A 23,832-nucleotide genomic window follows, 5' to 3' on the forward strand; every position below is an offset into this window, starting at 1 on the left:
ACCTACCGACGTCCGAAGGCTCTGGACACCAACCAGCCCTCGACCATTCCGGCGAGAAAGATCCCCGCGACCGGTGCGTACTTGCGCACCGGTTCGGGCATCAGACTCATCGCGTTCAATTCGCCGCCCATCGGGCGTGCAACAGCAGTCCTTTCGGCTGCAGGGGTGATGGGATCGGCGGTGGCCGAACCACTGAGCAGCGCACCGAGATTGACGGCGAACTGTTGCAGCACCTTGTTCGAGACCGCGACAATCGCGCCCTTGCCGAACGAGACGATCTTGCCGCTGATCACCAGGTCGGTGTTCAACGTCAATCGAGACCGATCGCCGATCGCCTCGACCGCCAGATCCACCTGAGCCTCGGCATCGCCGTTTCCGTGCGAGTCCGCACCCTTGGCTTCGAGGGACAGCGTGCGTGCTTCAGCGTCGACGTCGAGGAACCGAATGGTGCCTGCGTACGAGGCGCTGATCGGCCCGACCTTCACTTTGACCCCGCCGAGAAAAGTCTCACCGTCCTTGCCGGTGATGGCGGCACCCGGTACACAGGTAGCCACCTTCTCGACGTCATTGATCAACCGAAAGACGTCATCGGCCGATGCGTCGATGTCGAGCGTATTGGTCAGTATCACTGGGAAACTCCGTTCACACAGCCGGCGCAGCGGCGCTGTTCGGCGCACGAGTCGATGGCCTCGACGATGGTTTGATATCCGGTGCAGCGGCAGTAGTTCGAGGCAACCACCTCGCGGATCTCTTCTTTCGTGGCGTTCGGATGCTCGGCCAGATAGCCCTCGGCCAACATCAAGAATCCTGGCGTGCAGAATCCGCACTGCAGGCCGTGGTGGTCCGCGAACGCCTGTTGCAGATCGTTCAATTCGCCGTCGATCCCGAGTGATTCGACGGTCTGGATCTCGGAGTTCTCCACCTGCGCGGCAAACGTCAGGCAGGCGCGTGCCGGCTTGCCGTCGATCAGGACGGTGCAGGCCCCGCACACGCCGTGTTCGCAACCCACATGAGTTCCGGTCAATTGCAGGTCGTGCCGTAGTACGTCGACCAGGGTGCGGCGTGATTCGGTGATCACTTCGTGTTCGATGCCGTTGACGGTCAGTTCGATCAGTTGCTTGTTGCTCATGCCCTTCCCTTCACCAGTGCCGCATGTACTGCGACGGGAGTGATCGGTGTGTCGTTCAGTTCCACTCCGGTGGAACGCAGTCCGTCGTTGACTGCATTGAGCACCGCGGCCGGTGCACCGATCGTGCCGCCCTCACCGGCACCCTTGGCACCGGATTCGGTGAACAGGCAGGGCGTTTCGAGGTGATGGATCTCGATGTCGGGGATTTCGCAGGCAGTGGGCACCTTGTAGTCGATGAAGCTGGCGCACAGTGGGTTTCCATTCTCATCGTACGACACCTGCTCGAACAACGCTCCTGCGATACCCTGCGCGATCCCTCCGCGGCACTGGCCCTCGACGATCTTCGGGTTGATCGCGACGCCGCAGTCCTCGACGCACACGTACTTCAGGATCTCCACTCGTCCGGTGCCCTCGTGCAATTCGACGACGACACCGTGGGTGGCGTTGGAGAACGTTCCGTCGTTGAACACGTCGAAGCTGGCCGTAGCGGACAACCCCGGCTCGACGCCCTTGGGCAGCAGCTGTGCCTTGAGATACGCGACGTCGGCGATGTCTCGATAGGTGACGTACTTCGAGTGATCATCGCGCTGACGAACGCGCCCCGAGGCCAGCTCGACGTTGTCGTCGCGCGTCTCCATCAAATGCGCCGCGATCTCACACAGTTTGTCCCCCAGCTTGGTCGACGCCAGCGCCACCGCACTGCCGCCGATGGTGATCGAGCGGGACGCGAACGACCCGAAGCCGTAGGTGATCCGATCAGTATCTCCCTGCACGATCTTGACCTGTTCCACCTCGATGCCGAGCCGGTCGGCGACGATCTGCGCCATCGTGGTCTCGTGGCTCTGGCCGTGGCTCATCGTCCCAGTCGTCACGACCACGGTGCCGGAGGTGTCCATCCGGACCTCCGAGATGTCGAATCCGGGCACCACGTTCATCTTGCGGGCCGCGAATGCGCTGCTGCCGTAGCCCGTTCGCTCGCTGAAGCACGAGTACCCGATGCCAATGTGTCGGCCGTCGGCGGTAGCCCGCTCCTGAAGGTCGTACCAACCGCCGTCGCGCAGCGTCTGCTCGCACAGGTTCAAAGCCTCGAGGTACGAACCTGGGTCGTAGGTGATGTTGTTGACGCCGGTGTACGGGAAGGCGGTGATGACGTTGCGGCGCCTGATCTCCACTGCGTCGAGCGCCAATTCGCGGGCTGCTCGCTCGAACAGTCGCTCCATCACCATGACGTACTGCGGGCGTGACACTCCGCGGTACGGCGCTGTCGGGGCCTTGTTGCTGAAGATCGAGCGTCCCCGCACCCGATAGGCCGGTACCTGATACACCCCCGGCATTTCGGCCGAGGCCATGAGCGGCTCGATTCCCGCGGTGAAGGGGTAACACGAGTACGCACCCATGTCGCACACGACATCGGCGTCGAGGCCGAGAATGTGCCCCTCGGAATCGAACGCGGCCCGCACGTCGTACTGCTGCTCGCGTGCCAGAAACGACGCCGTCAGTGCGTCCTTGCGATCCTCGATCCACTTGACGGGGCGACGGAGCTTCAATGCAGCTGCCGCGACGGCGATCTCCTCACGGCCGACGACGCACTTCTGCCCGAACCCGCCGCCCATGTCGGGCACGACGACGCGTACCTGGCGTTCGTCGAGACCAAGGCACTGCGCGGTGACGGTACGAACCTGGTGCGGGACCTGCGTGCAGATGTAGATGATCAACTGCTCGTCGCGGTCGTCCCAGTAGGCAATGCATCCACGGGTCTCGAGCGGAAGCGCGTTCTGGCGCCCGGTTCTGGATTGCACCGACACCACAGTGTGCGCGTCGTCGAAGATCTCGTCGATGCCCTCGGTGGCGAACATCTGCACGTCCACGACAGTGTTGTTCGGAACCGAATCGTGAACCAGGGGCACGCCCTCGGACATGGCCTGATCTGCGGAGGTGACAGCGGTGACGGTCCGGTACGACACTCGCGCCGCTTCGAGCCCGTCCTCGACGCTGTAGGCATCGGCGGCGACGACGACGGCCATCGGCTCACCGACGTAGCGAACGACGTCGTGCGCCAGCACGGGCATGTCGGTGGGCACGAATTCGCTCAGAGGACGGGACAATTCGGCGCGGATCGGCCGCAGGTCCAAGTCCGCTGCGGTGAAGACGCCGCGTACGCCCTCGACTCCGGCGACATCACCGACGTCCAGTCCGGTGATGGAGCCGGCCGCCACGGTGCTCCGCACGAACTGGGCATGCAGCATTCCCGGCATCGCAATGTCATCGACGAATCTGCCTCGACCGGTGAGCAACCGCGGGTCTTCCCGGCGTGCGACCGAGGTGCCGACGAATTTCGGGGTGAGAACCTGATCGACGCTCACGTGGGCACTCCCTGCGATACCAGTGCGTCGCTGCAGGCTTCGGCGACCAACGTGCGCACCAGGGTGCGGCGGTAATCGGCGGTGAACATGCCCTCGTCCTCCAGTTCCAAGGCTTCGGCTGCGGCGTCCGCGCAGTCGGCGAACGTTCCACCGGCGGCGAGCGCGGCCTCGCCTGCCGGCGATCGCATCGGGGTCGCGCCGACCCCCGCGAGGGCGACGCGTCCGCCGACCACCGCCAGACCGTCGAGATCGAGGGACACCGCTGCACCCACGATCGCGAAATCTCCCTGTCGCTCGGCATATTCGGTCACCGCGGCGTGCGGTGCCGGGTTCGGGAACACGATCTCGACGATCATCTCGTCGAACGCGAGATCCGTGGAGTAGTAACCGAAGAAGAACGAATCGGCGTCGACGGTACGCCGGCCCCGCACGCTCTCGACGACGATGCGGGCATCGAGCAGGATGGCGAGCAAGCACCATTCTGCAGTTGCGTCCGCGTGGGCAATGCTGCCCCCGACGGTGCCGCGAGTGCGAATCGGGTAGTGCCCGACCCACCGCATGGCATCGCGAAGGACTGCGAACTCCGCTCCCACGTCACCGGATTCGACGTCGTGGTGGGTAGTGGTTGCCCCGATGTGCAAGCCGTCGGAGTCGCGCCTGATGTAACGCAGCGTGTTCAACCCACCCACGTCGACCAGATGCCCGGGCCGGGCGAGGCGGAAGTTCATCATGGCGACCAGGGACTGGCCTCCGGCGATGATCTTCGCGTCCTCGCCCAGCTCGGCCAACAGCCGCACTGCACCCGAGACGTCGCGAGCTCGGTGGTAGTCGAACTGTGCGGGCTTCATCAGACCCGAGCCTCGCCTGCGACGACCTCGGTGGGTTCGTCGACGAGAGTGTCGAGCTCACGGCCCTTGGTCTCCGGTGCGAAGTAGGCCATCCAGACAACCGAGAACAACACGAACACGGTGACGATGCCGAATGTCAACGGCAGACCGAGGATCGGCCACATCACCGAACCGAACAGCAGAGGAGCGAATCCGGTGGCCACCCGACTGACCGAGGATGCGTAGCCGAATCCCGAGGCGCGAATGTTGGTGGGGTACAACTCCGAGACATAGCAATACAGCACCGGGATGGTCAGCTGGATGACGAACCCGAAGACGCCCAGCCAGATCAGCGCCGCAGACTGGATGTCGAGCATGACTGCGAACATGACCAGGGCACTGCCGGCGATCGGGCCGGACAGTCCGATGACCCACTTGCGGCCGAAGATCTCGACGATGAACGCGGAGGTGAGCACACCGACGATGCCGACGCCGGTCATGAGCGTCGTACCGGCGAAGGCTGCGAATTCTCCGTAGCCCTCGGCCCGCAGGATGGACGGCATCCAACTGAGCGCTGCGTAGTACAGCAGCATGATCGACACGAACAGCATCCACGCTGCCGCCGTGATACGTGGGCTGTAGCGCCACACCGACTTGAGCTGCGTCAGAGCAGCTTTCATTCCGCCCGGCCCCTTCGGCGCGGTATCGGCGACGATAACGTACTCGACGGCGTCGGATCCGGTGCGGGTCACCATGTCGTCGATGACGGCCCGGGCCTCGACTTCACGTCCGACCTTGGCGAGGTAGATCGGCGACTCGGGGATGCCGCGTCGAACCCAGAACAGCAGCAGCGCAGGCAGAACCATGAACAGCAGCATGTAGCGCCAACGAACGTCTCCGTCGATCGGGACGAGAAGCGTGGCGACGACGCCGCAGATGGTGGCACCGATGGGCCACCAGACGTCCATCGCGGAGAGGATCTTGCCGCGGATGCGGCGGGGTGAGAACTCACTGACCAGCGCGTAGTCGACGGGGATGCAGCCGCCGAGGCCGAACCCGGCGAGGAAGCGCAGCACGATGAAGATCTCGAAACTCGGCGCGAACGCACCGAGTACCGAGAACAGCGCAAAGATCAACAGAGTCAACGAGAATGCACGTTTGCGCCCGACTCGGTCGGCGATCGTGCCCCACACGACAGCACCGACGGCCATGCCGATCAGGTTGCCGGTGGCGACGAGTCCGCGCTCTGCCTGGGACAGATCCCAGTAGCTGCCGAGCAGCGGAGTCAAGAACCCGTTCAGCGCCACGTCCCAGGCGTCGAACATGTAGCCCAGCCCGCCGATGATGAAGATCTTTCCCTGCACACCCCATTTCCAGGGGAGTTCCTGTACTACCTGATCACCAGTCTTCATCGCAACCTCCGGCGCGGTGTTGTGGTCCGAGGTCGTCATCGGACGAACGAGTAGTGGAATTTCTCGTCGTCGCTGTCGTCGAGCGGAGTACCGCTCCACAGCCAGTCGTACGAGATGTCGGACTCCCCATCGAACGACGCCAGTGTCGCGTCCCGCTTCTGCTGCTCGGGTCCATCGGGTATGTGGTAGAACGTTTTGTTCTTCAGGCTTGCGTCCTGCACCATCCGCGCGTGCCGGGCTCGGCGAAAGACGTAGCGCGCCAGGGCATCGTCGATTCCGCTCGAGGTCACCTTCGCGAGTTCCTCGGCCAGCACGGCCGCATCTTCCATCGCCTGCGATGCGCCCTGCGCCTGGTACGGCAGCATGGCGTGGCACGCGTCGCCCAGCAACGCGACGCGGCCGTCGGTCCAGCGAGGATCAGGTCTGCGGTAGTAAAGCGCCTGGCACAGGACGTTTTCGTCGGCCTTGGACAGCATCGCGTGGGCGCGGTCGTCCCAGTCGGGGAACGTCGCCATCAGTTCCTCGGGCCCGACGAGCCGTGGTCCGCCGTCGCGGACCTCGTCGGTACACGGGGCCAGCGCAACGACGTTGAGGTACTCACCGTTGCGGATCATGTAGTGCACCAGGTGTCGGTCGGGTCCGTACCAGATGGTGCTCTGGTATCGGTCGACGAGCCAGCGGGTAGCCGGGTCCTTGACGATGCGATCACCCGGAATCAAAGCGCGATAGGCCATTTCACCGGAAAACACGAGAGTATCGGGTAGACCGATCAGATCGCGCACGGTCGAACGAATACCGTCGGCTCCGATGAGCAGGTCCGATTCGTACCGACGTCCCGCTCCGGTCACCGCGACGGGCCGCATCGGGTTGGTGCGGTCGACCTCGACGACCTTCGCATCGGTCTCGAACACCACCATCGGGCCCGGGCCGTCGGGGTCGAGGCACTGCGCATGAATGGCCGAATGCAGGTCTGCGCGGTGGTAATGCCAGTACGGCGCGTTGAACGTCTTCTTGCAGTACTCGCCGAGGGCGGTGAGCGCGATGACCTTGCCGTTCTCCCACCGCCTGCGCACCTGATCCATCGGCTCGGTCTTGATCGCTTCGAGCTTGTCCCGCATCCCGAGCGCTATGAGGATGCGGCTGGCGTTGGGAGCGGTCTGAATTCCTGCACCCACCTCGCCCAATTCGGCTGCGGCCTCGAGCACCGTCACCTGGATGCCTCTGTGCCGCAGCGAGAGTGCCGCGGTCAGACCGCCCAGGCCGCCGCCTGCGATGACTACTTCGATCGGTGCCATGTCAGTTCTCCACCAATCGACCCTCGGTGACGACATCGATGCCGTCGATCGACACGGTGCAGGCGCGCATCCCGATGTCCAGGTGCGCGTAGGAGTCCCGGCCGAGCACGGGGTGCGGGCCGGTGGACCACAGGAAGCTGCCGGCGAACGCTCGGGCGTCCATACCCATGATGTCGTCTTTGCCGTACATCGCCGCCGCGAACCAGTCGCCGGTCTTCATCAGTCCCCAGCCCATATGAGACAGGTAGCGCGCCCACTTGTCGTTGGAGTCCGCGAAGAACATGTTGAGCAGTGCAGCTTCACCGCCGCCGGTCACCTCGTCGATGTGGCCGTTGGTGACCGTCAGCGTCGTCTCGCCCCGGACGTATTCCTTGAACGGCAACAAGATATCGCCCTCGGAGAGCACGATCTTTCCATTCGAGATCTCCGGCCAACACAACACCATGGTGGACGGCCAGTGATCCCAGCGGCCCTTGTCGTCGGCGAAGCCCACCTGGAACTCGGGCTGCGAATTGCTCAGCTGCACGGTCAGATCGGTGCCTTCGTCGTTGGTGATGCGCATGGTCGAGCCGTTGCGGATCAGATCGACCCCGGCCTGGACTCGTTCCTTGTCGCCGTCCTGCGGCATGTTCCGGATCAACACGTCCGGGGCGTCGCAGACGAAGATGATGCGTGTGCCGGCGGCCAGGATTTCCTGCTGAATGGGCGCATGGATGAAGCCCTCACTCGTGAGGTCTACCACCAGGTCTGCACCCTTGAGCATGTCCTGAGCCACCGAACTGTTCATGACCGACACCAGGCCGGGGCCTGCACCGGTGTGCGTGCTGGGCATCGGTGCGGGGCTGCCGCCCGGGACGGTGGCCGCGAGTACCTGTGCGCCCAGGCTCTGGGCCGCTCCGAAAGCAGCCGAGACGTAGTCACCACGGCTCGACGGTTCCGCGAGAATCACCACCTGTTCTCCGGGCTGAACTTTGCACAGCTCGAGCTGACGGGTGAAGGCGCGCAACAGATCAGCTGATCGCAGATCGAACATCTCGGTTCCTCTCGTGATCGTTCTCGGTCGTTCGTGTCTCGGTGATACCGCCCAGTCGGGCAAGATCTTTCAGATAGGGCACTTCGTCGCGTGCGTCTTGCAGTTCGCGTCTGGAGACCGTCGCCGAGACCGATCCGACGGTCTCGGCCATCTCGACGATGGTGCGGCCCTGCGGCCCGACAATGACGCTGTGTCCGGCGAACCGCGGTCCGTCGCCGGTCTGCCCGGTGAGCCCCGCGGCCGCCACGACAACACCGTTCTCGAGTGCGCGGGATCGCGTGAGCAGCTTCCACACATGCAGGCGGACGTGACCGAAGGCCGACGGCACGGCGATGATATCGGCTCCTCGCTGCACGAGATCGCGGACAGTCTCGGGAAACCCTGCTTCGTAACAGATCACGACGCCGATGGATCCGAACGGGGTGTCGACCAGCAGACCGCTCTGCGCACCCGGGGTGAACACCGCGTTCTCACGGTCCCACAGAAACCGCTTGTGCCCCAGGGCAAGCAGACCGTCCGGACCCACGACGAGTGAGCTGTCGAAGACAGCTCCCTCGGAATCGCGGAACACCATTGCCGTCACCAGAACCGTATCGGTCGCAGCGGCGAGTTCTCCGAGCGCGATCGATGTGCGGCCGGGCACCGACTCGGCCATCGCGTCGATGCTGTCGAGATCGTAACCGCTGGCGAACAGTTCGGGCAGCACGATCACCTTGGAGCCACCGGCGGCGAGTACACGGACTTCCGAGCTCACCGCGTCGATATTCTGCTGCCAGGCACCGGTACGCGAACCGGTCTGCACCACAGCGATATCGAACGTATCGACCACCGGCCGAGTGTCGACGCCGCGCAGGTGGGCCGAGGTGGTCATTGCGCCACTCGATTCATGTCGGTGGTGTAGAACGGTCCGGCCAGCCTGCCGAGGAATCGATGTTCGAGGGTGTCGACGTGCAGGTCGTCACTGAGTAGACCCGGCCTGCTGGTCACCGCCGTCACGGTCCCCAACACCAGAGTGTCCGTGCCGAGCGCGATTTCCTGCAGTGTGCGGCATTCGAGCGAGACCAGAGATTCCAGCACCGACGGTGCCGCGACCGAGATCGACGGCACCGCGGTCATGTGCGAGAGCTCAAATTCGTCGACCTCAGCGTCGACGGTGGCGAAACTCGCGGTCACCGCATCGACAGTGTCGGCGGACGGAATGTTGACGACGAATTCGCCGGTGTCGCGGATGTTGACCAACGTGTCCTTGAATTCGCCCGGAAAGCCGATTCGCTCACCGATGGAGATCATCAGGGTGGCCGGGTTCCGCGACGCGACGTTGAAGAAGCTGAACGGTGCCAGGTTTCGAACGCCGGTGCCGGACACCGTGGAGATCCAGGCGATCGGGCGTGGCTGCACCGCACAGGACAGCAGTTTGTACACATCCCCCGACGACATCGAATCGATGTCGTGGCGGGTGCGATCCGTGAGCTCCAGAGAGTCGCCTACCTGGGAAGTCATCGAAACGAGCCTTCTTTCGGTTGCTGTGCAAACGGTCGTGCAACCGATTGCGTTGCCCTGACGATAGAGGGGTTTCTCGGTCGATGTCGAGCTTTGGGCGACAAATCGAGGAGCAATTAATGGCACTGTTACACGGGCACAGGCCGCGTAACCTCCGCCTTACTCTCCGCGTAGACCGGCCCGCGCAGTATCGGTTGGACTGCTGGGCCGCCGCGGGGGTCCGTACCCCTCCGACGTCCCGTCCACGATGCGAACCTCGTCTTCCCACGGCACTCGATAGGTTCCGGCTGCCAGATCACGGACGTACGTGTACGGGCAGTCCTGCGCACCACCGGCAAGCGCCGTGTACCCGCGGTGCCCGAGCTGATAAATGTTGTTCTCCACGCCCCACTCCCGCCGAGCAGCGTCGGCGCGGGTCGGTTCGATCGATACCGTCACCACCCGGTCGGGGGTGGAGTCGCCGCGCTCGACGATCGTGCCCTCGAAGTCGCACACCATCGCCTCACCCATCGACGGAATACCGTTGCCGTCCTCCCCCGCCAAGCAGACCGAGGCCGTGTACGCCAGGTTGTGGAATGCGTTGGCCTCATTGGTGATACGCCAGGACTGCCGAAGCGGGAACTTGTAGCCGGCCGTACGCAGCAGCACATTGGCTCCGCGGTAGCTCGCTTCACGGGCGACTTCTGGAAACATCCCGTCGTGACAGATCAACAGCGACAGCACCGAACCCTTGGGGCCCGGGCAGACCGGCAGGCCGATGTCGCCGGGCTCCCACGGCTCCTTGGGCGTCCAGGGATGAAGTTTGCGGACGTACAGGGCTATCTCACCCTGATCGTCGACGATGATTCCGGAGTTGAACGGCGCTCCACCGGGGTTGCGTTCCATGATGCTGAAGCACCCCCACACGTTCGACTCGCGGCATGCCGTGCGCAACCGCTCCACCTGTGGACCGTCCATGTCGCACATCACCTCGTCGGACGCCCACGACGACTTGCGGAGCCCGTGCAACGAATACTCTGGGAACACAACGAGATCCAGCGCAGCAAAACCTGCTTTCGCCTCACGCAGTTGCGCGCACACGCGATCCGTCGTCGCGTCCACATCGGCCATGCTCATGATCAGCGGAACCTGCTGCTGCACCAGACCGAGCGTGAGTGCCGTCGGCGATGGGTTGAGACCACCCAAACCTGTCATCAGAAGTCCGTTCCTCGGGGGCAACTTATTGCGCAAGCGATTGCGCACGGTGCTAGCTTAGGGGCCAATAGGGGTCGGGGCAGGTCCGACGGATGATCGAGGGGAACCGCCAGTGAACAGCACCAGTTCGGGGAGCGTCACGCTCAAAACGGTCGCGGCTGCTGCGGGAGTACATGTCTCGACCGTCTCCCGAGCTCTGCGACGCGTCGCGCTCGACCCTGCCGGCGCCAGTGCCGGAGATCTGCGACTGTTCGAGCTGGCCCGCGAGATGGACTACGTGCCCAATCCCAACGCTGCGAGTCTGACCACGAAGAAGTCCACCGCCTTCGGCGTCCTGGTGCCACGACTGACCGATGTGGTTCTCTCCGCGATGTACGACGCCATCGAGGAAACGGCCAACCGGGCGGGTTACGAGACGTTCGTCGCCAACACCCACGACGATCCGGTCCAGCAGCGACGACGGATAGACCTTCTCCTCGGCCGCAACGTCGACGGACTCATCTTCGGCGACGCCCGCCTCGACAGTGAGAACCTCGACGACCTCCACCGCCGTGGGATCAAGTTCGTACTCATCAGCCGTAGATACCCGGGGATGACCTCGGTGACGTGCGACGACCATCGGGGCGGCTACCTCGCCGGTGAACACTTGGCCAAACTCGGCCATACTCGCGTAGGCATCGTGTCGGGTCCGGCCTGGGCCAGCACCGGAATCGACCGATTGGAAGGCTGCCGAGCCGCTCTGCACGACGCCGGCATCGACGTTCCGGACGAGTACGTACGGCAAGAGGGCTTCGATCCCGAGGCCGGACGACGCGGGGCCACAGCACTTCTGGCATTGCCGACACCTCCGACGGCGATCTTCGCGACCAATGATTTCAGCGCCATCGGAGTCCTCGGAGTCCTGCGCGAGGCGGAATTGCAGCCGGGACGCGACGTTGCCGTCGTCGGCTACAACGACATCTCGATCTGCAGCGAACTGACGGTGCCCTTGACGACAATTCACAGTCCGCACCGCGAAATCGGCACACGCGCAGCTGAAATGCTGTTGGCCGTCACCCACGGACTGCCGGTGTCCTCGGTGGCACTCACACCGACGCTGGTCGTCCGCGACTCCACGGTTCCGGGGCGAACTGCGCCCTCACTCTCCGACCAACGCGTCGGTACGTGATCGAAGAGGTGCCGTCGCCGGTCCACGCTCGGTGACGGCAAGCGCTGCGGCGGCATTCGCCCGCAACGCCGCCGCGTACAGGTCGAGTCCTCGCGAAAGTCCCGCCAACAACACACCGGCGTGCGCGTCGCCCGCACCATTGGAGTCGACCGCCTGCACCGCAAACCCGGGCACCGACCGGGGCGGCCGTCCGACGCTTACGATCTGGCACCCCTCCGGTCCGGTACGCAGCACCACCGATGCCCCGGAACGCACCCGCTCGGCCAATCCGATTGCGATGGAATCGATGTCGTCCGCACCCGTCATGAGCGCACCCTCGCGCAAATTGACACTCACGATGTCGGCCCGACCGAGTACGGCGTCCACGACGCGTAGGTCCAGAGTCGCGATCAGCGGCGACGGATCGAACAGGACCACAACTTCGTCCGGGAGCGACGGGAGCCATTCGGTCAGTGCCGCGGCATTGCTCTCGTGTGCCAGTCCGTAGCCGGTGATGTAGACCAGATCACCGCGTCGAACTCCGGTTGCCTCCAGGTCTGCGACGCTCAATTCGGCCTCGGCTCCCGGGTACGTCACGAATGTTCGCTCGGCATTCGCGTCGACGAGGGCGATGCAGAATCCCGAATCCTTCGGCAGTGGTTCGGAATTGACCACGAGGGCGCCGCTGGAATACAGAGCATCACGGACGATCGAACCGTAGTGGCCGGACCCGTATCTACCGGCGAAGACCACCGGCAGGTCATCACGAATCGCGGCCACCATGACATTGAGGCCTCCTCCCGCAGTCTCGTTCAGTGACGTCGCCACGACGTCTCCGCCCGGAACCGGGACCTCTGGTACGGCCATCACAACGTCGACGATGACCTGACCGGTGTGGATCAGTCGCGGAGTCACCGAGAGACCGTCTCGGTCCGCCGCGCTCCACCGGTGACGAGATAGAGCCCGGCCGCGATCACGAACGACGCCACCCAGCCGAGTCCGTTGTCACCGATCCAGCTGCCGGACAGCGGTCCGGTGTAGATCACGTCGCCGTCCACAGCGATGGCAGTGAAAAGGAAGCCAACCACGATTCCCGCCGCCCAGCTCGCGAAGGCGTACCAGTTGACTCCGCCGGTGTACCAGTAGCGACTGGTGTTGCCCACGTTCATGATCGATGCCGCGTCGTACGTCTTTCGTTTGATCATGTCGGACATGAACACTCCGAGCCACGCTGTGAGCGGAACTGCGAGAACCGAGATGAACGTGATGAACGGGCCGTAGAAACCGTCGGAGATCAGCATGAAGTAGATGGCACCGACGAACGTGACGAACACGTCGACTCCGACCGCATAGACCCGCTTGATCCGAAAACCGAGGGTCAACGTCGTGAGACTGGCCGAATACACCGAAAGATGATTGGACAGAAGCAATCCGCCGAACGCGGTGATCAGGTATGGAACGGCCATCCAGGCCGGAAGAATCTCCCGGATCGCCGCGACCGGATCCGACGCGGACGCGAGGCTGTTGTCGCCGGCCGAGAGCAGTGCGCCGAGGCCGATCAGCAGAACGAGAGGAATTCCGGCACCTGCCGCGCTGGACAGCACCAACGAACCGGCTCCGACGCTCTTGCGCTGGTAGCGCGACATGTCGGCCCCGGCGTTGGCCCAGCCGATACCTGTTCCGGCAGCGATGGTTCCGACACCGATGACCATCGCGCTGATGGATCCGGCTGGAGTACTGGTCACTGCAGTCCAGTCGACGGTGGCGATCAGGAAGATCGCAACGAAGATGTTCAGCGCACCGAAGATCCACGTCGACCAGCGCTGGATGACGAGAATCGCCGCGTGCCCCAGACCGCTGACCACCAGTGTCATCACGATGAAGATGACGATGGAGGCGATCGTGACGACGGCATGATCCTTCGCGACGCCGGATCCACCGAAGATCAGTGTGAAGATCGACAGCAGCACAAATGCTGCGGTGGTGGTGTTGACGGTCTCCCAGCCGAGTCGTGACATCAGTGAGACCAGTGTGGGTCCGATGTTTCCGCGCACCCCGAAGGTTGCCCGCGACAACGTGAGACTGGGCGCCCCGCCACGTTTGCCGGCAATCGACACGATTCCGACGATGGCGAACGAACCCGCCGCGCCCACCAGCGCGACAATCAATGCTTGCCAGATGTTCAGACCGGTGAAGACCACCAGGGTTGCCCCGAGCGGTAGACCGAGGATAGAGATGTTGGCGGCGAACCATACCCAGAACAACTGCAGTGGATTGCCGTTGCGCTCGTCGTCCGGGACGGGCTCGATCCCGCGAGTTTCCAGCGACAATACGTCGACTGTCGTGTCCGATGCAGACGTGGAAGCGGATGAGGTCATGGTTGTGCTCCAAGGGTGAGTCGAACTGTGTCAGTTCGTGTTACGGAGAGCGAGCAGTCGATCGACGATGGGCTCCAGATCGAGCTTGTTCACGTCGGTTACCGTTCGTATCGCTTCGCCGGGCCACGCTGCCAGGCCGCCGACGGCACCTCGAACTGCGCCGGCTATTGCTGCGATCGTGTCGGTGTCGCCGCCGATGGTGGCGGCTGCCAGAACGACGTCCCACGGGTCGTCGTACGCAACGGCCAAAGCGAAGGCCGCTACCACTGATTCCTGTGACGCGACGGAAGTGCCGATTACGTCTGCCACTGTGTCCGTGATGTGCTTGTCGGCGGATTTGCCGACCAGCTCGACTGCCCAACGAATACGGGCTGCGATGTTTCCACCGGCGACCCAATATCCACGGGTGGCCCCCTCGGTGGCGGCGGCAACACCGATGTCGACTGCCTCTTGCAATTCCGCACCTGCGATCCCGGCGCTGATGGCTCCGGCAACCGCTGCGGCGGAGGCTATTCCGAGAGAGGTGTTGTGGGTGACGAAGCTGCAACTGTAGATCGCGTCGACGAATGGCACGATACCGCCGTCCAGCGATGCCGCAATTGCTGCGGGTGTGATTCGCATGGCCGCGCCGTTGGTGCTGCCGAACTTGCCCGCCTCGTTCGGGTCCGATCCGTCGAGTATTCGTTCCACGGCTCGCTTGGTGGACGGTCCCAGCAGATCCAGCGATCCGCGCGCGGACATCTCGGACTCCCATGCGATCAAGGCGCGGGCGAAAGCCGAGGGATCGACCACACCGTCACCGTCGATGATCAACTGCGCCAGCATGATCGCTTGCTCGGTATCGTCGGTGATCGAGCCTGCCGACATACCGTGCGCGATGAGCTGACGGGGACCGGCGTCGACGAATCCGCGCACTTGTCCGTAATCCTCGACGATGTCCTCCCGGCGCATCGATTGTGTCGGCATTCCCAGCGCATCACCCAGCGCCAGGCCGTAGAAGGCCCCGAGGGCGCGATCGCGTGAAGCAGACATCGAAACAGTCCTTGCCGAAAGTGGGGTCATCGATCAGGAATTGAAAGAGAGGTGGAGCCGAAAGCGGTCGGGCGCGAGCAGGCTGACGACCTTCTCGACGAACCGACCCGACGCGTCTCGACTGACACGAATGCTGTGCAGGTACGGGGTGCCCACCGGCACTTCGAGAACTGCTGCATCGGCCGAGTCCACCGGAACCACCGACACCCATTGCTCGCCACTGGCAGCCACGAGCCCCGCGGACCTCAAGGTTGCCGTCAGTGAGTCCACCACCAATCCGTTCTCGGGCAGGTCCGCGAGCGTTCCCAGTGCTGGAATACGGCTGCGCTCCAACGACACCGGACGCCCGTCGACCACGTGTCGCACTCGATCGACGGCAACGAAGTTCAGATTCGGAGTTCCGGCCTCGGCAGCCAATTCCGGGTCCACGATGCGCTCGATGCGGAGTGTACGGGTGTGCATCTCGACGCCCGCAGACGACAGTGCCCGTGCCCAGCCGTCGGCGGTCTCGATCTGATGGCCGTCGAAGGTGACGAGTGATCCTATGCCGCTGCGTTTTTCGATCAGCTTCTGATCTTCCAACTCACTGAGCGCAGAACGAATGGTGCCACGACTGACCGAGAACTCGCGGGCGAGTTCGTTCTCTCCTGGCAGGAACGAGCCGGAGGGGATGTCGCCGGACTCGATGGTGTTCTTGAGTGAGGCGAGCACCTGGTGACGCTTGTGGCGCGTGCGCTCCGATGTGCGCTGAGTCATAGCGGGCTCGGTCATGTCAGTACCGTACATCGCAAAAGTGAACCTGTACAGAGCCTGTTCATTTTGTCGAAACTTTTCGGCGAAGGGCACGTCGGGACAGCCCCAGTCTTCGCTGGGTGCCGGCAGAAATATCGCCACGTGACGGAGATCGCGCCGGGCCTCCACCTGGGATTTTCTCTTGCGGTAACGATCGCTCTGCCCTTCTATGTTTGATACGCCCTCGGCACAGGGAAGGCGTCCAACTGGCGCACGTGAGGCACATCGATCCGAACGCGCCACGACATCCGAGGAGAATTGCACATGCCCACCACAGTGGCCGATCAGCTCGTTCGAGGACTCGTCGACGCCGGCGTACAACGCATCTACGGCATCGTCGGCGACAGTCTCAACCCGGTGGTCGATGCAGTGCGTCGTACCGGCGGATCGGCCAAGGGCGGTATCGACTGGATTCACGTACGACACGAGGAGGCCGCCGCGTTCGCCGCATCGGCCGACGCGCAGACCACCGGCACTCTGGCCGTGTGTGCGGGTTCGTGCGGCCCGGGCAACCTGCATCTGATCAACGGCCTGTACGACGCACATCGTTCCGGTGCACCGGTTCTGGCGATCGCGTCGCACATTCCCAGCAGCGAGATCGGCTCGGGCTACTTCCAGGAGACGCACCCCGACCGTCTCTTCGGTGAATGCTCGCTCTACAACGAGTTCGTCTCCACCGCGGAGCAGGCACCGCGGGTGTTCCGTGCGGCGATCAACGCAGCCATCACCGGGGGCGGGGTGTCGGTCCTGACGCTCCCCGGCGATATCGCCGAACTGTCGGCCGCCGGAACGATGGACCCGATCGCCATTCCCTCGACACCGATCGTCACACCGCCCGCGGCAGACATCCAGAAACTGGCCGACGCCATCAACAATGCCGAGAAGGTTGCCATCTTCGCCGGTTACGGCGTCAAGGGTGCCCATGACGAGGTGGTCGCATTCGCCGACACCATCGGCGCTCCCGTCGGACATTCGTTGCGCGGCAAAGAGTTCATCCAGTACGACAACCCGTACGACGTCGGCATGACAGGGCTGCTCGGGTACGGAGCTGCGCATGCCGGGATCCACGACGCAGATCTACTCATCCTGCTCGGCACCGACTTTCCGTATCAGCAGTTCCTTCCCGAGGATGTCACGACCGCGCAGATCGACATCGATCCCACGAAGCTGGGGCGTCGAACCTCGGTGCAGTACCCCATCCACGGTGATGTTAGGGCAACCCTGAATGCGTTGCAGCCGTTGGTCACTCGCAAGACCGACCGCCGCTACGTGGAGAAGTGGGTCGACAAGCACAACGACCTGATGGGCAAGACCGTCGGCGCGTACACCCGCAATGCCGAGAAGCTGGTGCCTATACATCCCGAGTACGCCGCATCGGTTCTCGACGACCTCGCCGCCGACGACGCAGTGTTCACCACCGACACCGGCATGTGCAACGTGTGGACCGCGCGCTACATCAACCCCACCGGCAGAAGAGCTTTCGTAGCATCGATGCTGCACGGCTCGATGGCCAACGCATTGCCGCACGCTATCGGTGCGCAGTTCGCCAACCCGGGCCGTCAAGTGGTCTCGATCTCGGGCGACGGCGGCTTCTCGATGCTGCTCTCCGAACTCTTGACCGTCGCGATGTACAAGCTGCCGGTCAAGATCGTGCTGTTCGACAATTCGACGCTGGGCATGGTCAAGGCCGAGATGCTCGTCGACGGCCTGCCCGACTTCGGCGTCGACGTGCCCCAGGTCGACTACACGGGCATCGCCGCTGCAGCAGGTCTCCACGCGCAACGCGTCGAGAAGCCCGAAGACATCCGCAGCGCTCTCGAGGCTGCTTTCGCGGTCGACGGCCCGGCACTGGTCCAGTTGATCACCGATCCGCTCGCGCTGTCGGTGCCGCCGACCATCACCGGGGAGCAGATGAAGGGATTCGCGCTCGCGATGAGCAAGGTCGTACTCAACGGCGGCGTCGGCGAGGCGGTTCGGATGGCGAAGTCGAATCTGCGCAACGTGCCCCGGCCCTAGTCGGAACTCACGCCTCTCGACATCGGCGCGACGGGTGACCCGCGAGGTCTCGCTCGTCGCGCCGAATCCTGTCGCAGGTGCCTCGGTCTACCGTTCGACGTCCGGCTGACACCGAGCGTCGATCGCCGGGTTTGCGGCTATTCTCGACGGACCGCCCAAACCGGACATTGCGATCCGGGAATCGACCGTTCGGAAGGCACCACCATGGCCATCGACTACACCCGCAAGCCCTCGACCGGGCAGCCCCCAGCGCAGCAACCCGGAGCTCCCGTCAGTCTGAGCAAAGTCACGCTGTCCAAGGCGTCGCCGACGATCAGCCTCACCAAGTCCGGCGAGAAGCAGGGTTCGATGCGGGTGAACCTGAACTGGTCCACCGGTGCACCTGCGGCACAGCCGAAGAAGAAGGGCTTCCTGGCCAAGTTGGCTGCCGCGTCGTACGGTTCGGGCGGAGTCGATCTCGACCTCGGGTGCCTCTACGAATTGCGCGACGGTTCCAAAGGCGTCGTACAGGCGCTCGGCAACAGCTTCGGTTCGCTGCAGGATGCGCCGTTCATCGCGCTCGACGGCGACGACCGTTCCGGCTCGGTCAGCGGCGGCGAGAACATGCACATCAATCTCGCCCACCCCGAGAAGTTCGCCCGCATCCTGATCTTCGCGATGATCTACGACGGCGCACCGAACTGGGCTGCGGTCGACGGAGTGGTGACGCTGTACCCCACCAGCGGACCTCAGGTAGAGGTGCGCCTCGACTCGGCCGAGAACTCTGCGCGGATTTGCTCGATCGCATTGTTGGAGAACACGCCTGCCGGAATCACGGTCACTCGTGAGGTCGAGTACATCCAGGGCAGCCAGGCCGACCTCGACAAGAAGTACGGTTGGGGACTGCGCTGGGCAGCGGGCCGAAAATAGTCAGACGGACTGCGGTGGAGTCATTTCCAGCCGGACGCCGATCAATCGAACCTCTCGATTGTGGTCGAGGCGATCGACGAGGGCCACCGCAGCCGAGGTCAGAATCTCCGGATCGAAGGTCGGCGCACCGACGATCGGCGCGCTGACGGTATGCGTCTCGAACGGCGCGTAGCGAATCTTCAGCGCGGCTCGCACGGCCGGCCGGTTCTCTGCTTCGATGTCTGCCAACACTTTCGACGTCAGAGCCGCGACCTCTTGCCGGATCACGGCCCAATCGGCGACGTTGGTCTGGAACGTGACCTCGCGACTGTGTGACCGCGCTACCCACGGCTCGGACGTGACCGGCGCGAGGTCGATACCCCGCCCCTTCGTCCCGAGCCAGGGGCCGATCTTCGGTCCGAACGCCGCGGCCAGGTCCGCGTCGTCGGCATCGGCCAACTCACGAACGGTCGAGATGCCCAATGCGGTGAGCCTCTTCGAGATCTTCTTGCCGATCCCCCACAGCGCATCGGTACCGCGACTGCCCATCACCTCGAACCAGTTGTCCTGCGTCAGCCGGTAGACGCCCTGCGGCTTGTCGAAGTCGGTGGCGATCTTGGCTCGTAACTTGTTGTCGCCGATGCCGACCGAGCAATGCAACCCTGTCGCGTCGAACACCGAGTCGTGCACTGTCTTGGCAAAGTGCTCCGGGTCATCGGTCTCGACACCGAGAAATGCTTCGTCCCAGCCGATCACCTCGACTACGACGCCCAACGTCCGCAGCGTGTCCATCACCATCGCCGACGCCTCGTCGTATGCCGGTTTGTCGACCGGGAGAAAGACCGCGTCGGGGATCTTCTTCGCGGCAATGCGCAGCGGCATTCCAGAACCGACACCCTTGGCCCTCGCCTCGTACGACGCCGTCGAGACCACCCCACGCTCGGTGGGATCTCCCTTTCCGCCGACCACCACGGCTTTGCCCGCCAGATCGGGGTTGCGCAGCACTTCGACGGCAGCGATGAACTGGTCGAGGTCGACGTGCAGTACCCAACGGCGACGCCCTGGGTCGGTCGGTGCACTCCCGGTCATGGTGCCCAGTGTGCCCGTGGTGTCTCATGACGCAATGACCAAATCGATAACTCGCACCATCGGCCGGGTCGTACTCGGGGCGTTCCTCGTCTTCGCCGGCCTGAGCCACCTGTTCTGGGCGCGCAGTACTTTCGCAGCCCAGGTGCCCGGGTGGGTGCCACTGAGCACCGACTTCGTCGTGCTGGCGTCGGGGGTCGTCGAGATCGTGCTCGGGCTGGCACTGCTGCTCTGGACTGCTCGCGCACCTCTCGTCGGCTGGGTGGTCGCGGCGTTCTTCGTCGCGGTGTTCCCCGGCAACATTTCACAGTTCGTCACGCACACCGACGCGTTCGGCCTCGACTCCGACACGGCACGAGGAATCCGATTGCTGTTCCAGCCACTGTTGATCCTGTGGGCTCTGTGGTGCACCGGGGCATGGGCACAGTATCGACTATCACGACAAGGGGGCAGGCGGAGTCAGTAGGCGGACCGCTGCCCAGCAGGGGCGATCCCGTGGTGCAACTGGGCCACGTCGGGGTGTGCTCTAGTGCGGGACTTCCATGCATTCTCGCCGTAGGTGCTGTAGATGGGGTTGTCGGGATCGTTCTCGACTCCTCGTGAATGCTGCGCCAATTCGGCCGGCAGTTCGATCACCGGTACGACGGCATCGAGGGCCGGGCTCGAGAAGTGTGGGACCGATATCCGGTCGATGCCGGGCCCCGGCGCGACCACCCGGTGCCGCGTGGCCCGGAGATAACCGCCGGTCGCCACTTCCAACAATTCGCCGATGTTGACGATGAATGCCCCCGGCAAGGGCGGCACCTCGATCCACGTATCGGGGGTGGTCTCCACCTGGAGTCCGGACGACTCCGGTTCGACGAGAAGAAGCGTCAGCACTCCGGAATCCTTGTGTGCGCCGACGCCCTGCGAATGATCGGGGGTACCCGGATAGCGGACGACCTTCATCAGCGTTGCGGGCGCGGTGGCGAAAGCATCGTCGAACACCTTCTCGGGGGCGCCGAGGGATTGCGCCCAATGTCGCAGGAGGCGAAGTCCGAGACCCGACACCGTGCGTTCCCAGTCCTCGAACGTCTTTCTGAACCCAGTGGGCTGTGACGGCCACAGATTGGGACCCTGGAGGTTCCAGTACCCCTCGGCCCCAACAATCGCCGGGCGCTCGGGTCCGATGTCGATCTGCTCCCGCCAGTCCACCCGACCGTTCGTCAGCTCTCCGCCCACCCGTGAGTAGCCACGGAAGTGTGGGCTCTTCAGCTGACTGATCTCGTCCTTGACATCGTCCGGCACGGCGAAGAACCGGCGTGCGAGACGCAGCACCTCGTGCATTCGTTCGGTCTCGATCCCGTGCCCGACCAGATAGAAGAAGCCGTATCCATGAGCAGCCTCGCGCAGTGACCGCTGGAACGCCTGGGGGTCGTTTTCGGCGGAAGAAAGATCGAGAACAGGAAGCATGTTCGCCATTGTCCTCCCCACCTGACGCGTCGGCCAGCACTGTCGATGCTCGGTAACTATCGGTGCGCGGATGCGAGACTGGACGCCATGAGCCATGAAGCACTCGACATCACCGTCGTCGGTCACGGCGCAGCCACCTATCCGCCCGAGCAGTGCACGCTGTCGTTGACCGTCCGTACCGACGGACGCACGGCGGAGTCGGCTTCCGAGCCGGCCCAGCAGCTCGTCCGCGAGCTGACGCGTCTCGTCGAGCCGCTCTACAGCAGCGACCGCGGCCCCATCGATCGATGGTCTGTCGATCAGGTGCGGCACTCGCGGAACCGGCCGTTCAATCACGACGGCGAACAACTGCCGTACGTCTATCAGGCGGAGGCGTCGGTGGAAGTACAGTTCAGCCAGCTCGACCTCGTCGACGCCTTCGTCTACGCCGCCTCTGCGCTCGAGGGGGTCTCGATCGATCACTTCGATTGGGCGCTGACCGAATCGAGCCGGATCTCGCACACGCTGGCAGTGCGCGAACTTGCCGTTCGGGACGCGGTGGCCAAAGCCGAGGCTTACGCGTCGAGCCTGGGGAGAACGAGCGTGCACGCCGTCGCGATAGCCGATCCAGGTCTGCTGCCCGGCTCCACCGAGCACGGCGGCTCCGACGCCTCACCTCGCCTGTTCGCCGCGAAGTCCGCCTCGGCCGGGTTCGCACTCAAACCCGAGAACATCACGATCACGGCGAGTGTGCACGCCCGATTCACCGCCTCCTGACGCGTCCCGCCTAGGCTCGAATCATGAATCGAGACGATGCCCGACGCCTCTGGCCGCGGCCACCGCTGTTGCCTCGTCCGATCCTGATGGATCAGCGCTGGGAACGGCTGGTCTTCCTGCATTGGCAAGTGCCGAGTTCGACGGTCGCTCCGCTGCTTCCCGACGGGTGTGAACCCGACGAGTTCGACGGTTCCACGTGGGTCGGTCTGATCGGTTTTCACATGGTCGGTGCCGGGCTCGGATATCGGCACCCGGTTCCGTACTTCGGTACGTTCGGTGAGATCAACGTCCGGCTCTACTCCGTCGACGCAGAGGGTCGACGCGGCGTCGTGTTTCGATCACTGGAGGCTTCCAGACTGGCAGTCGTGTTGGGCACCAACGTCGCTCGCATTCCGTATCGCTGGGCATCGATCGACATCGACGACGACACCACCACGATCGGCTACCGAAGCACACGACTCGCTCCCCCGCATCGCGGTGCCACGACCGATTTCGGAATCGTCCGAGGAACACGCAACATGTCCGAGAACTCCCTGGCAGTGTTTCTCACCGCGCGATGGGGTTTGCACACCTCGCTGGCCGGCCGGCTGCTGTACGTACCGAACGTGCACCGACACTGGGAACTGGTCGATGCGGAACTGACCCACTGCTCCGACGAACTCGTGGCTGCGGCAGGCCTGCCCGGCGTCAGCACACGCCCGCCGGACTCGGTGCTGTATTCACCCGGTGTCGAAACCCAGTTCGGAAAGCCCTACGCGGTTCGCGGCCGATAGAAGATCACATGCCCGGAGGACAGCTCGACTACCCAATTTCCGTGGGCCTTGTCGTCGCCCTCTTCGGAGATGGAACTCGACGTGACGCTCTCCCGCAATACGAGATAGCCGCAGTCGAGCGGAAGATCGAATTGCAGCCTGGTGCCGTCCGAAAATTCGACAGCCGGCTCGTCACCCGTCGACAACCGAACCACAGTGGCACCGATGGAAGGAAGACCTTCGCTGGTCGGTACCTCCGTCCTGGGGTGCTCCGGGGCCGGCCACGATTCGACGGCTCCATCCGGTCCGCACAGGAAGGTGGACCCGTCTGCGGCGCAGTACTCCCAGGATTCGACTTCGTCGCGGGGACGAGCCACCACCGTGTGGTCGTCGGCGAATGTCATTCGTAGTACCCCGAATTCGTCGTAGCCGGCCTCTTGGCAGACAAGACCATTCAGCGCTGCGAAGGCCCGCAGCCCCTCGAATTGATTGTCCTCGTCGACAGTGAGGTCATCCACAACCACTTCACTGAAGGCAATGGTGGCACCATTGTCGAATTCGATGGTCAGATCGAAATCGAGCAGTATTCTGCTGACGCGCTGCTGATCGACGGCGAGTTTCATCGACTTCGACTGTGCCACAGAGTCCCGTCGGAGCCCACAAAGCCTCGCCAGAGACACGGTGCGCGGCCCTGGCAGATGGCAAGTGCGCACGAGTGGGGGTGTTGGTTTCGAAATGCAGAATGCCCCGACCGTGAAGGTCGGGGCATTCTGGAATATG

At 63.8% G+C, this 23,832-nt stretch carries 23 protein-coding genes; 6 read left to right on the top strand and 17 right to left on the bottom strand.

Translation table 11 applies throughout. From position 1 onward, the window contains the following. Positions 1 to 2 precede the first annotated feature (2 nt). The 10 genes from QM797_RS15345 to QM797_RS15390 form a co-directional block, all read right to left on the bottom strand. Positions 3 to 629, bottom strand: a complete 627-nt coding sequence (locus QM797_RS15345; protein ID WP_283276497.1) for an SRPBCC family protein — start codon at positions 627 to 629, stop codon at positions 3 to 5. Continuing rightward, on the bottom strand, positions 626 to 1,129 hold the full coding sequence (locus QM797_RS15350; protein WP_283276498.1) for a (2Fe-2S)-binding protein: 504 nt from the start codon (positions 1,127 to 1,129) through the stop codon (positions 626 to 628). Before QM797_RS15350 ends, QM797_RS15345 begins: the two co-directional genes overlap by 4 nt. Next, positions 1,126 to 3,492 (bottom strand): xanthine dehydrogenase family protein molybdopterin-binding subunit, encoded by a 2,367-nt coding sequence (locus QM797_RS15355; protein ID WP_283276499.1) that lies wholly within the window; start codon positions 3,490 to 3,492, stop codon positions 1,126 to 1,128. The genes QM797_RS15350 and QM797_RS15355 overlap by 4 nt, the downstream gene beginning before the upstream one ends. After that, a complete protein-coding gene (locus QM797_RS15360) occupies positions 3,489 to 4,340 on the bottom strand; it encodes an FAD binding domain-containing protein (protein ID WP_283276500.1) in 852 nt (283 codons plus the stop codon). The genes QM797_RS15355 and QM797_RS15360 overlap by 4 nt, the downstream gene beginning before the upstream one ends. Further along, a complete protein-coding gene (locus tag QM797_RS15365; protein ID WP_283276501.1) occupies positions 4,340 to 5,770 on the bottom strand; it encodes an MFS transporter in 1,431 nt (476 codons plus the stop codon). Before QM797_RS15365 ends, QM797_RS15360 begins: the two co-directional genes overlap by 1 nt. Continuing rightward, on the bottom strand, positions 5,767 to 7,026 hold the full coding sequence (locus tag QM797_RS15370) for an FAD-dependent monooxygenase (protein ID WP_283276502.1): 1,260 nt from the start codon (positions 7,024 to 7,026) through the stop codon (positions 5,767 to 5,769). Before QM797_RS15370 ends, QM797_RS15365 begins: the two co-directional genes overlap by 4 nt. 1 nt (position 7,027) lies before the next feature. Then, positions 7,028 to 8,059 (bottom strand): 2,5-dihydroxypyridine 5,6-dioxygenase NicX family protein, encoded by a 1,032-nt coding sequence (locus QM797_RS15375; protein WP_283276503.1) that lies wholly within the window; start codon positions 8,057 to 8,059, stop codon positions 7,028 to 7,030. After that, entirely contained in the window at positions 8,037 to 8,930 is an 894-nt protein-coding gene (locus QM797_RS15380; protein ID WP_283276504.1) for a carbon-nitrogen hydrolase family protein, read from the bottom strand. Before QM797_RS15380 ends, QM797_RS15375 begins: the two co-directional genes overlap by 23 nt. Further along, positions 8,927 to 9,559, bottom strand: coding sequence for a flavin reductase family protein (locus QM797_RS15385; RefSeq protein WP_283276505.1), 633 nt, complete (start codon positions 9,557 to 9,559; stop codon positions 8,927 to 8,929). Before QM797_RS15385 ends, QM797_RS15380 begins: the two co-directional genes overlap by 4 nt. Positions 9,560 to 9,718: 159 nt before the next feature. After that, positions 9,719 to 10,753 (bottom strand): formamidase, encoded by a 1,035-nt coding sequence (locus tag QM797_RS15390; RefSeq protein ID WP_283276506.1) that lies wholly within the window; start codon positions 10,751 to 10,753, stop codon positions 9,719 to 9,721. Between the two features lie 112 nt (positions 10,754 to 10,865). Here QM797_RS15390 and QM797_RS15395 point away from each other — a divergent pair, with 112 nt between their 5' ends. After that, a complete protein-coding gene (locus tag QM797_RS15395) occupies positions 10,866 to 11,921 on the top strand; it encodes a LacI family DNA-binding transcriptional regulator (RefSeq protein ID WP_283276507.1) in 1,056 nt (351 codons plus the stop codon). On the opposite strand, the gene QM797_RS15400 is transcribed toward QM797_RS15395, so the two are convergent. From QM797_RS15400 to QM797_RS15415, 4 genes are read right to left on the bottom strand one after another with little or no spacing between them, the layout of a single operon-like run. Continuing rightward, complete coding sequence (locus tag QM797_RS15400; RefSeq protein ID WP_283276508.1) at positions 11,892 to 12,815, bottom strand: PfkB family carbohydrate kinase; 924 nt, start codon at positions 12,813 to 12,815, stop codon at positions 11,892 to 11,894. The genes QM797_RS15395 and QM797_RS15400 overlap by 30 nt on opposite strands. Beyond that, entirely contained in the window at positions 12,812 to 14,278 is a 1,467-nt protein-coding gene (locus QM797_RS15405; RefSeq protein WP_283276509.1) for a purine-cytosine permease family protein, read from the bottom strand. The genes QM797_RS15400 and QM797_RS15405 overlap by 4 nt, the downstream gene beginning before the upstream one ends. 30 nt (positions 14,279 to 14,308) lie before the next feature. After that, the gene (locus tag QM797_RS15410; RefSeq protein WP_283276510.1) at positions 14,309 to 15,310 is read right to left on the bottom strand and encodes an ADP-ribosylglycohydrolase family protein; all 1,002 of its coding nucleotides are present in this window, start codon (positions 15,308 to 15,310) and stop codon (positions 14,309 to 14,311) included. A 33-nt stretch (positions 15,311 to 15,343) separates the two neighbouring features. Continuing rightward, entirely contained in the window at positions 15,344 to 16,081 is a 738-nt protein-coding gene (locus QM797_RS15415) for a GntR family transcriptional regulator (protein ID WP_283276511.1), read from the bottom strand. 285 nt (positions 16,082 to 16,366) lie between these two features. Between QM797_RS15415 and QM797_RS15420 the strand changes: the two genes are divergently transcribed. Together QM797_RS15420 and QM797_RS15425 are read left to right on the top strand one after the other, a co-directional pair. Further along, complete coding sequence (locus tag QM797_RS15420; protein ID WP_283276512.1) at positions 16,367 to 18,118, top strand: pyruvate dehydrogenase; 1,752 nt, start codon at positions 16,367 to 16,369, stop codon at positions 18,116 to 18,118. Between the two features lie 204 nt (positions 18,119 to 18,322). Then, positions 18,323 to 19,027: a TerD family protein gene (locus tag QM797_RS15425; protein ID WP_283276513.1), complete on the top strand. Its 705-nt coding sequence runs from the start codon at positions 18,323 to 18,325 to the stop codon at positions 19,025 to 19,027. Here QM797_RS15425 and QM797_RS15430 read toward each other — a convergent pair whose 3' ends face one another. After that, positions 19,028 to 20,095 carry a DNA polymerase IV gene (locus QM797_RS15430; RefSeq protein WP_283276514.1) on the bottom strand — a complete coding sequence of 356 codons (1,068 nt, stop codon included), beginning with the start codon at positions 20,093 to 20,095 and terminating at the stop codon, positions 19,028 to 19,030. It lies immediately after the preceding gene. A gap of 34 nt (positions 20,096 to 20,129) precedes the next feature. On the opposite strand from QM797_RS15430, the gene QM797_RS15435 reads away from it, so the two are divergent. Then, a complete protein-coding gene (locus tag QM797_RS15435) occupies positions 20,130 to 20,558 on the top strand; it encodes a DoxX family protein (RefSeq protein ID WP_283276515.1) in 429 nt (142 codons plus the stop codon). Here the strand turns inward: QM797_RS15435 and QM797_RS15440 are convergent. Continuing rightward, entirely contained in the window at positions 20,552 to 21,544 is a 993-nt protein-coding gene (locus QM797_RS15440; protein ID WP_283276516.1) for an isopenicillin N synthase family dioxygenase, read from the bottom strand. The genes QM797_RS15435 and QM797_RS15440 overlap by 7 nt on opposite strands. Positions 21,545 to 21,631: 87 nt before the next feature. Between QM797_RS15440 and QM797_RS15445 the strand changes: the two genes are divergently transcribed. Together QM797_RS15445 and QM797_RS15450 are read left to right on the top strand one after the other, a co-directional pair. Beyond that, entirely contained in the window at positions 21,632 to 22,300 is a 669-nt protein-coding gene (locus QM797_RS15445) for an SIMPL domain-containing protein (protein ID WP_283276517.1), read from the top strand. 23 nt (positions 22,301 to 22,323) lie between these two features. Further along, positions 22,324 to 23,073, top strand: coding sequence for a YqjF family protein (locus tag QM797_RS15450; protein WP_283276518.1), 750 nt, complete (start codon positions 22,324 to 22,326; stop codon positions 23,071 to 23,073). Here the strand turns inward: QM797_RS15450 and QM797_RS15455 are convergent. Next, a complete protein-coding gene (locus QM797_RS15455; protein ID WP_283276519.1) occupies positions 23,052 to 23,675 on the bottom strand; it encodes a DUF6188 family protein in 624 nt (207 codons plus the stop codon). The two genes, QM797_RS15450 and QM797_RS15455, sit on opposite strands and share 22 nt — an antisense overlap. Between the last annotated feature and the right edge of the window lie 157 nt (positions 23,676 to 23,832).

Origin of the sequence: Rhodococcus sp. IEGM 1381 (assembly GCF_030056795.1) — a bacterium.
Lineage (GTDB): Bacteria > Actinomycetota > Actinomycetes > Mycobacteriales > Mycobacteriaceae > Rhodococcoides.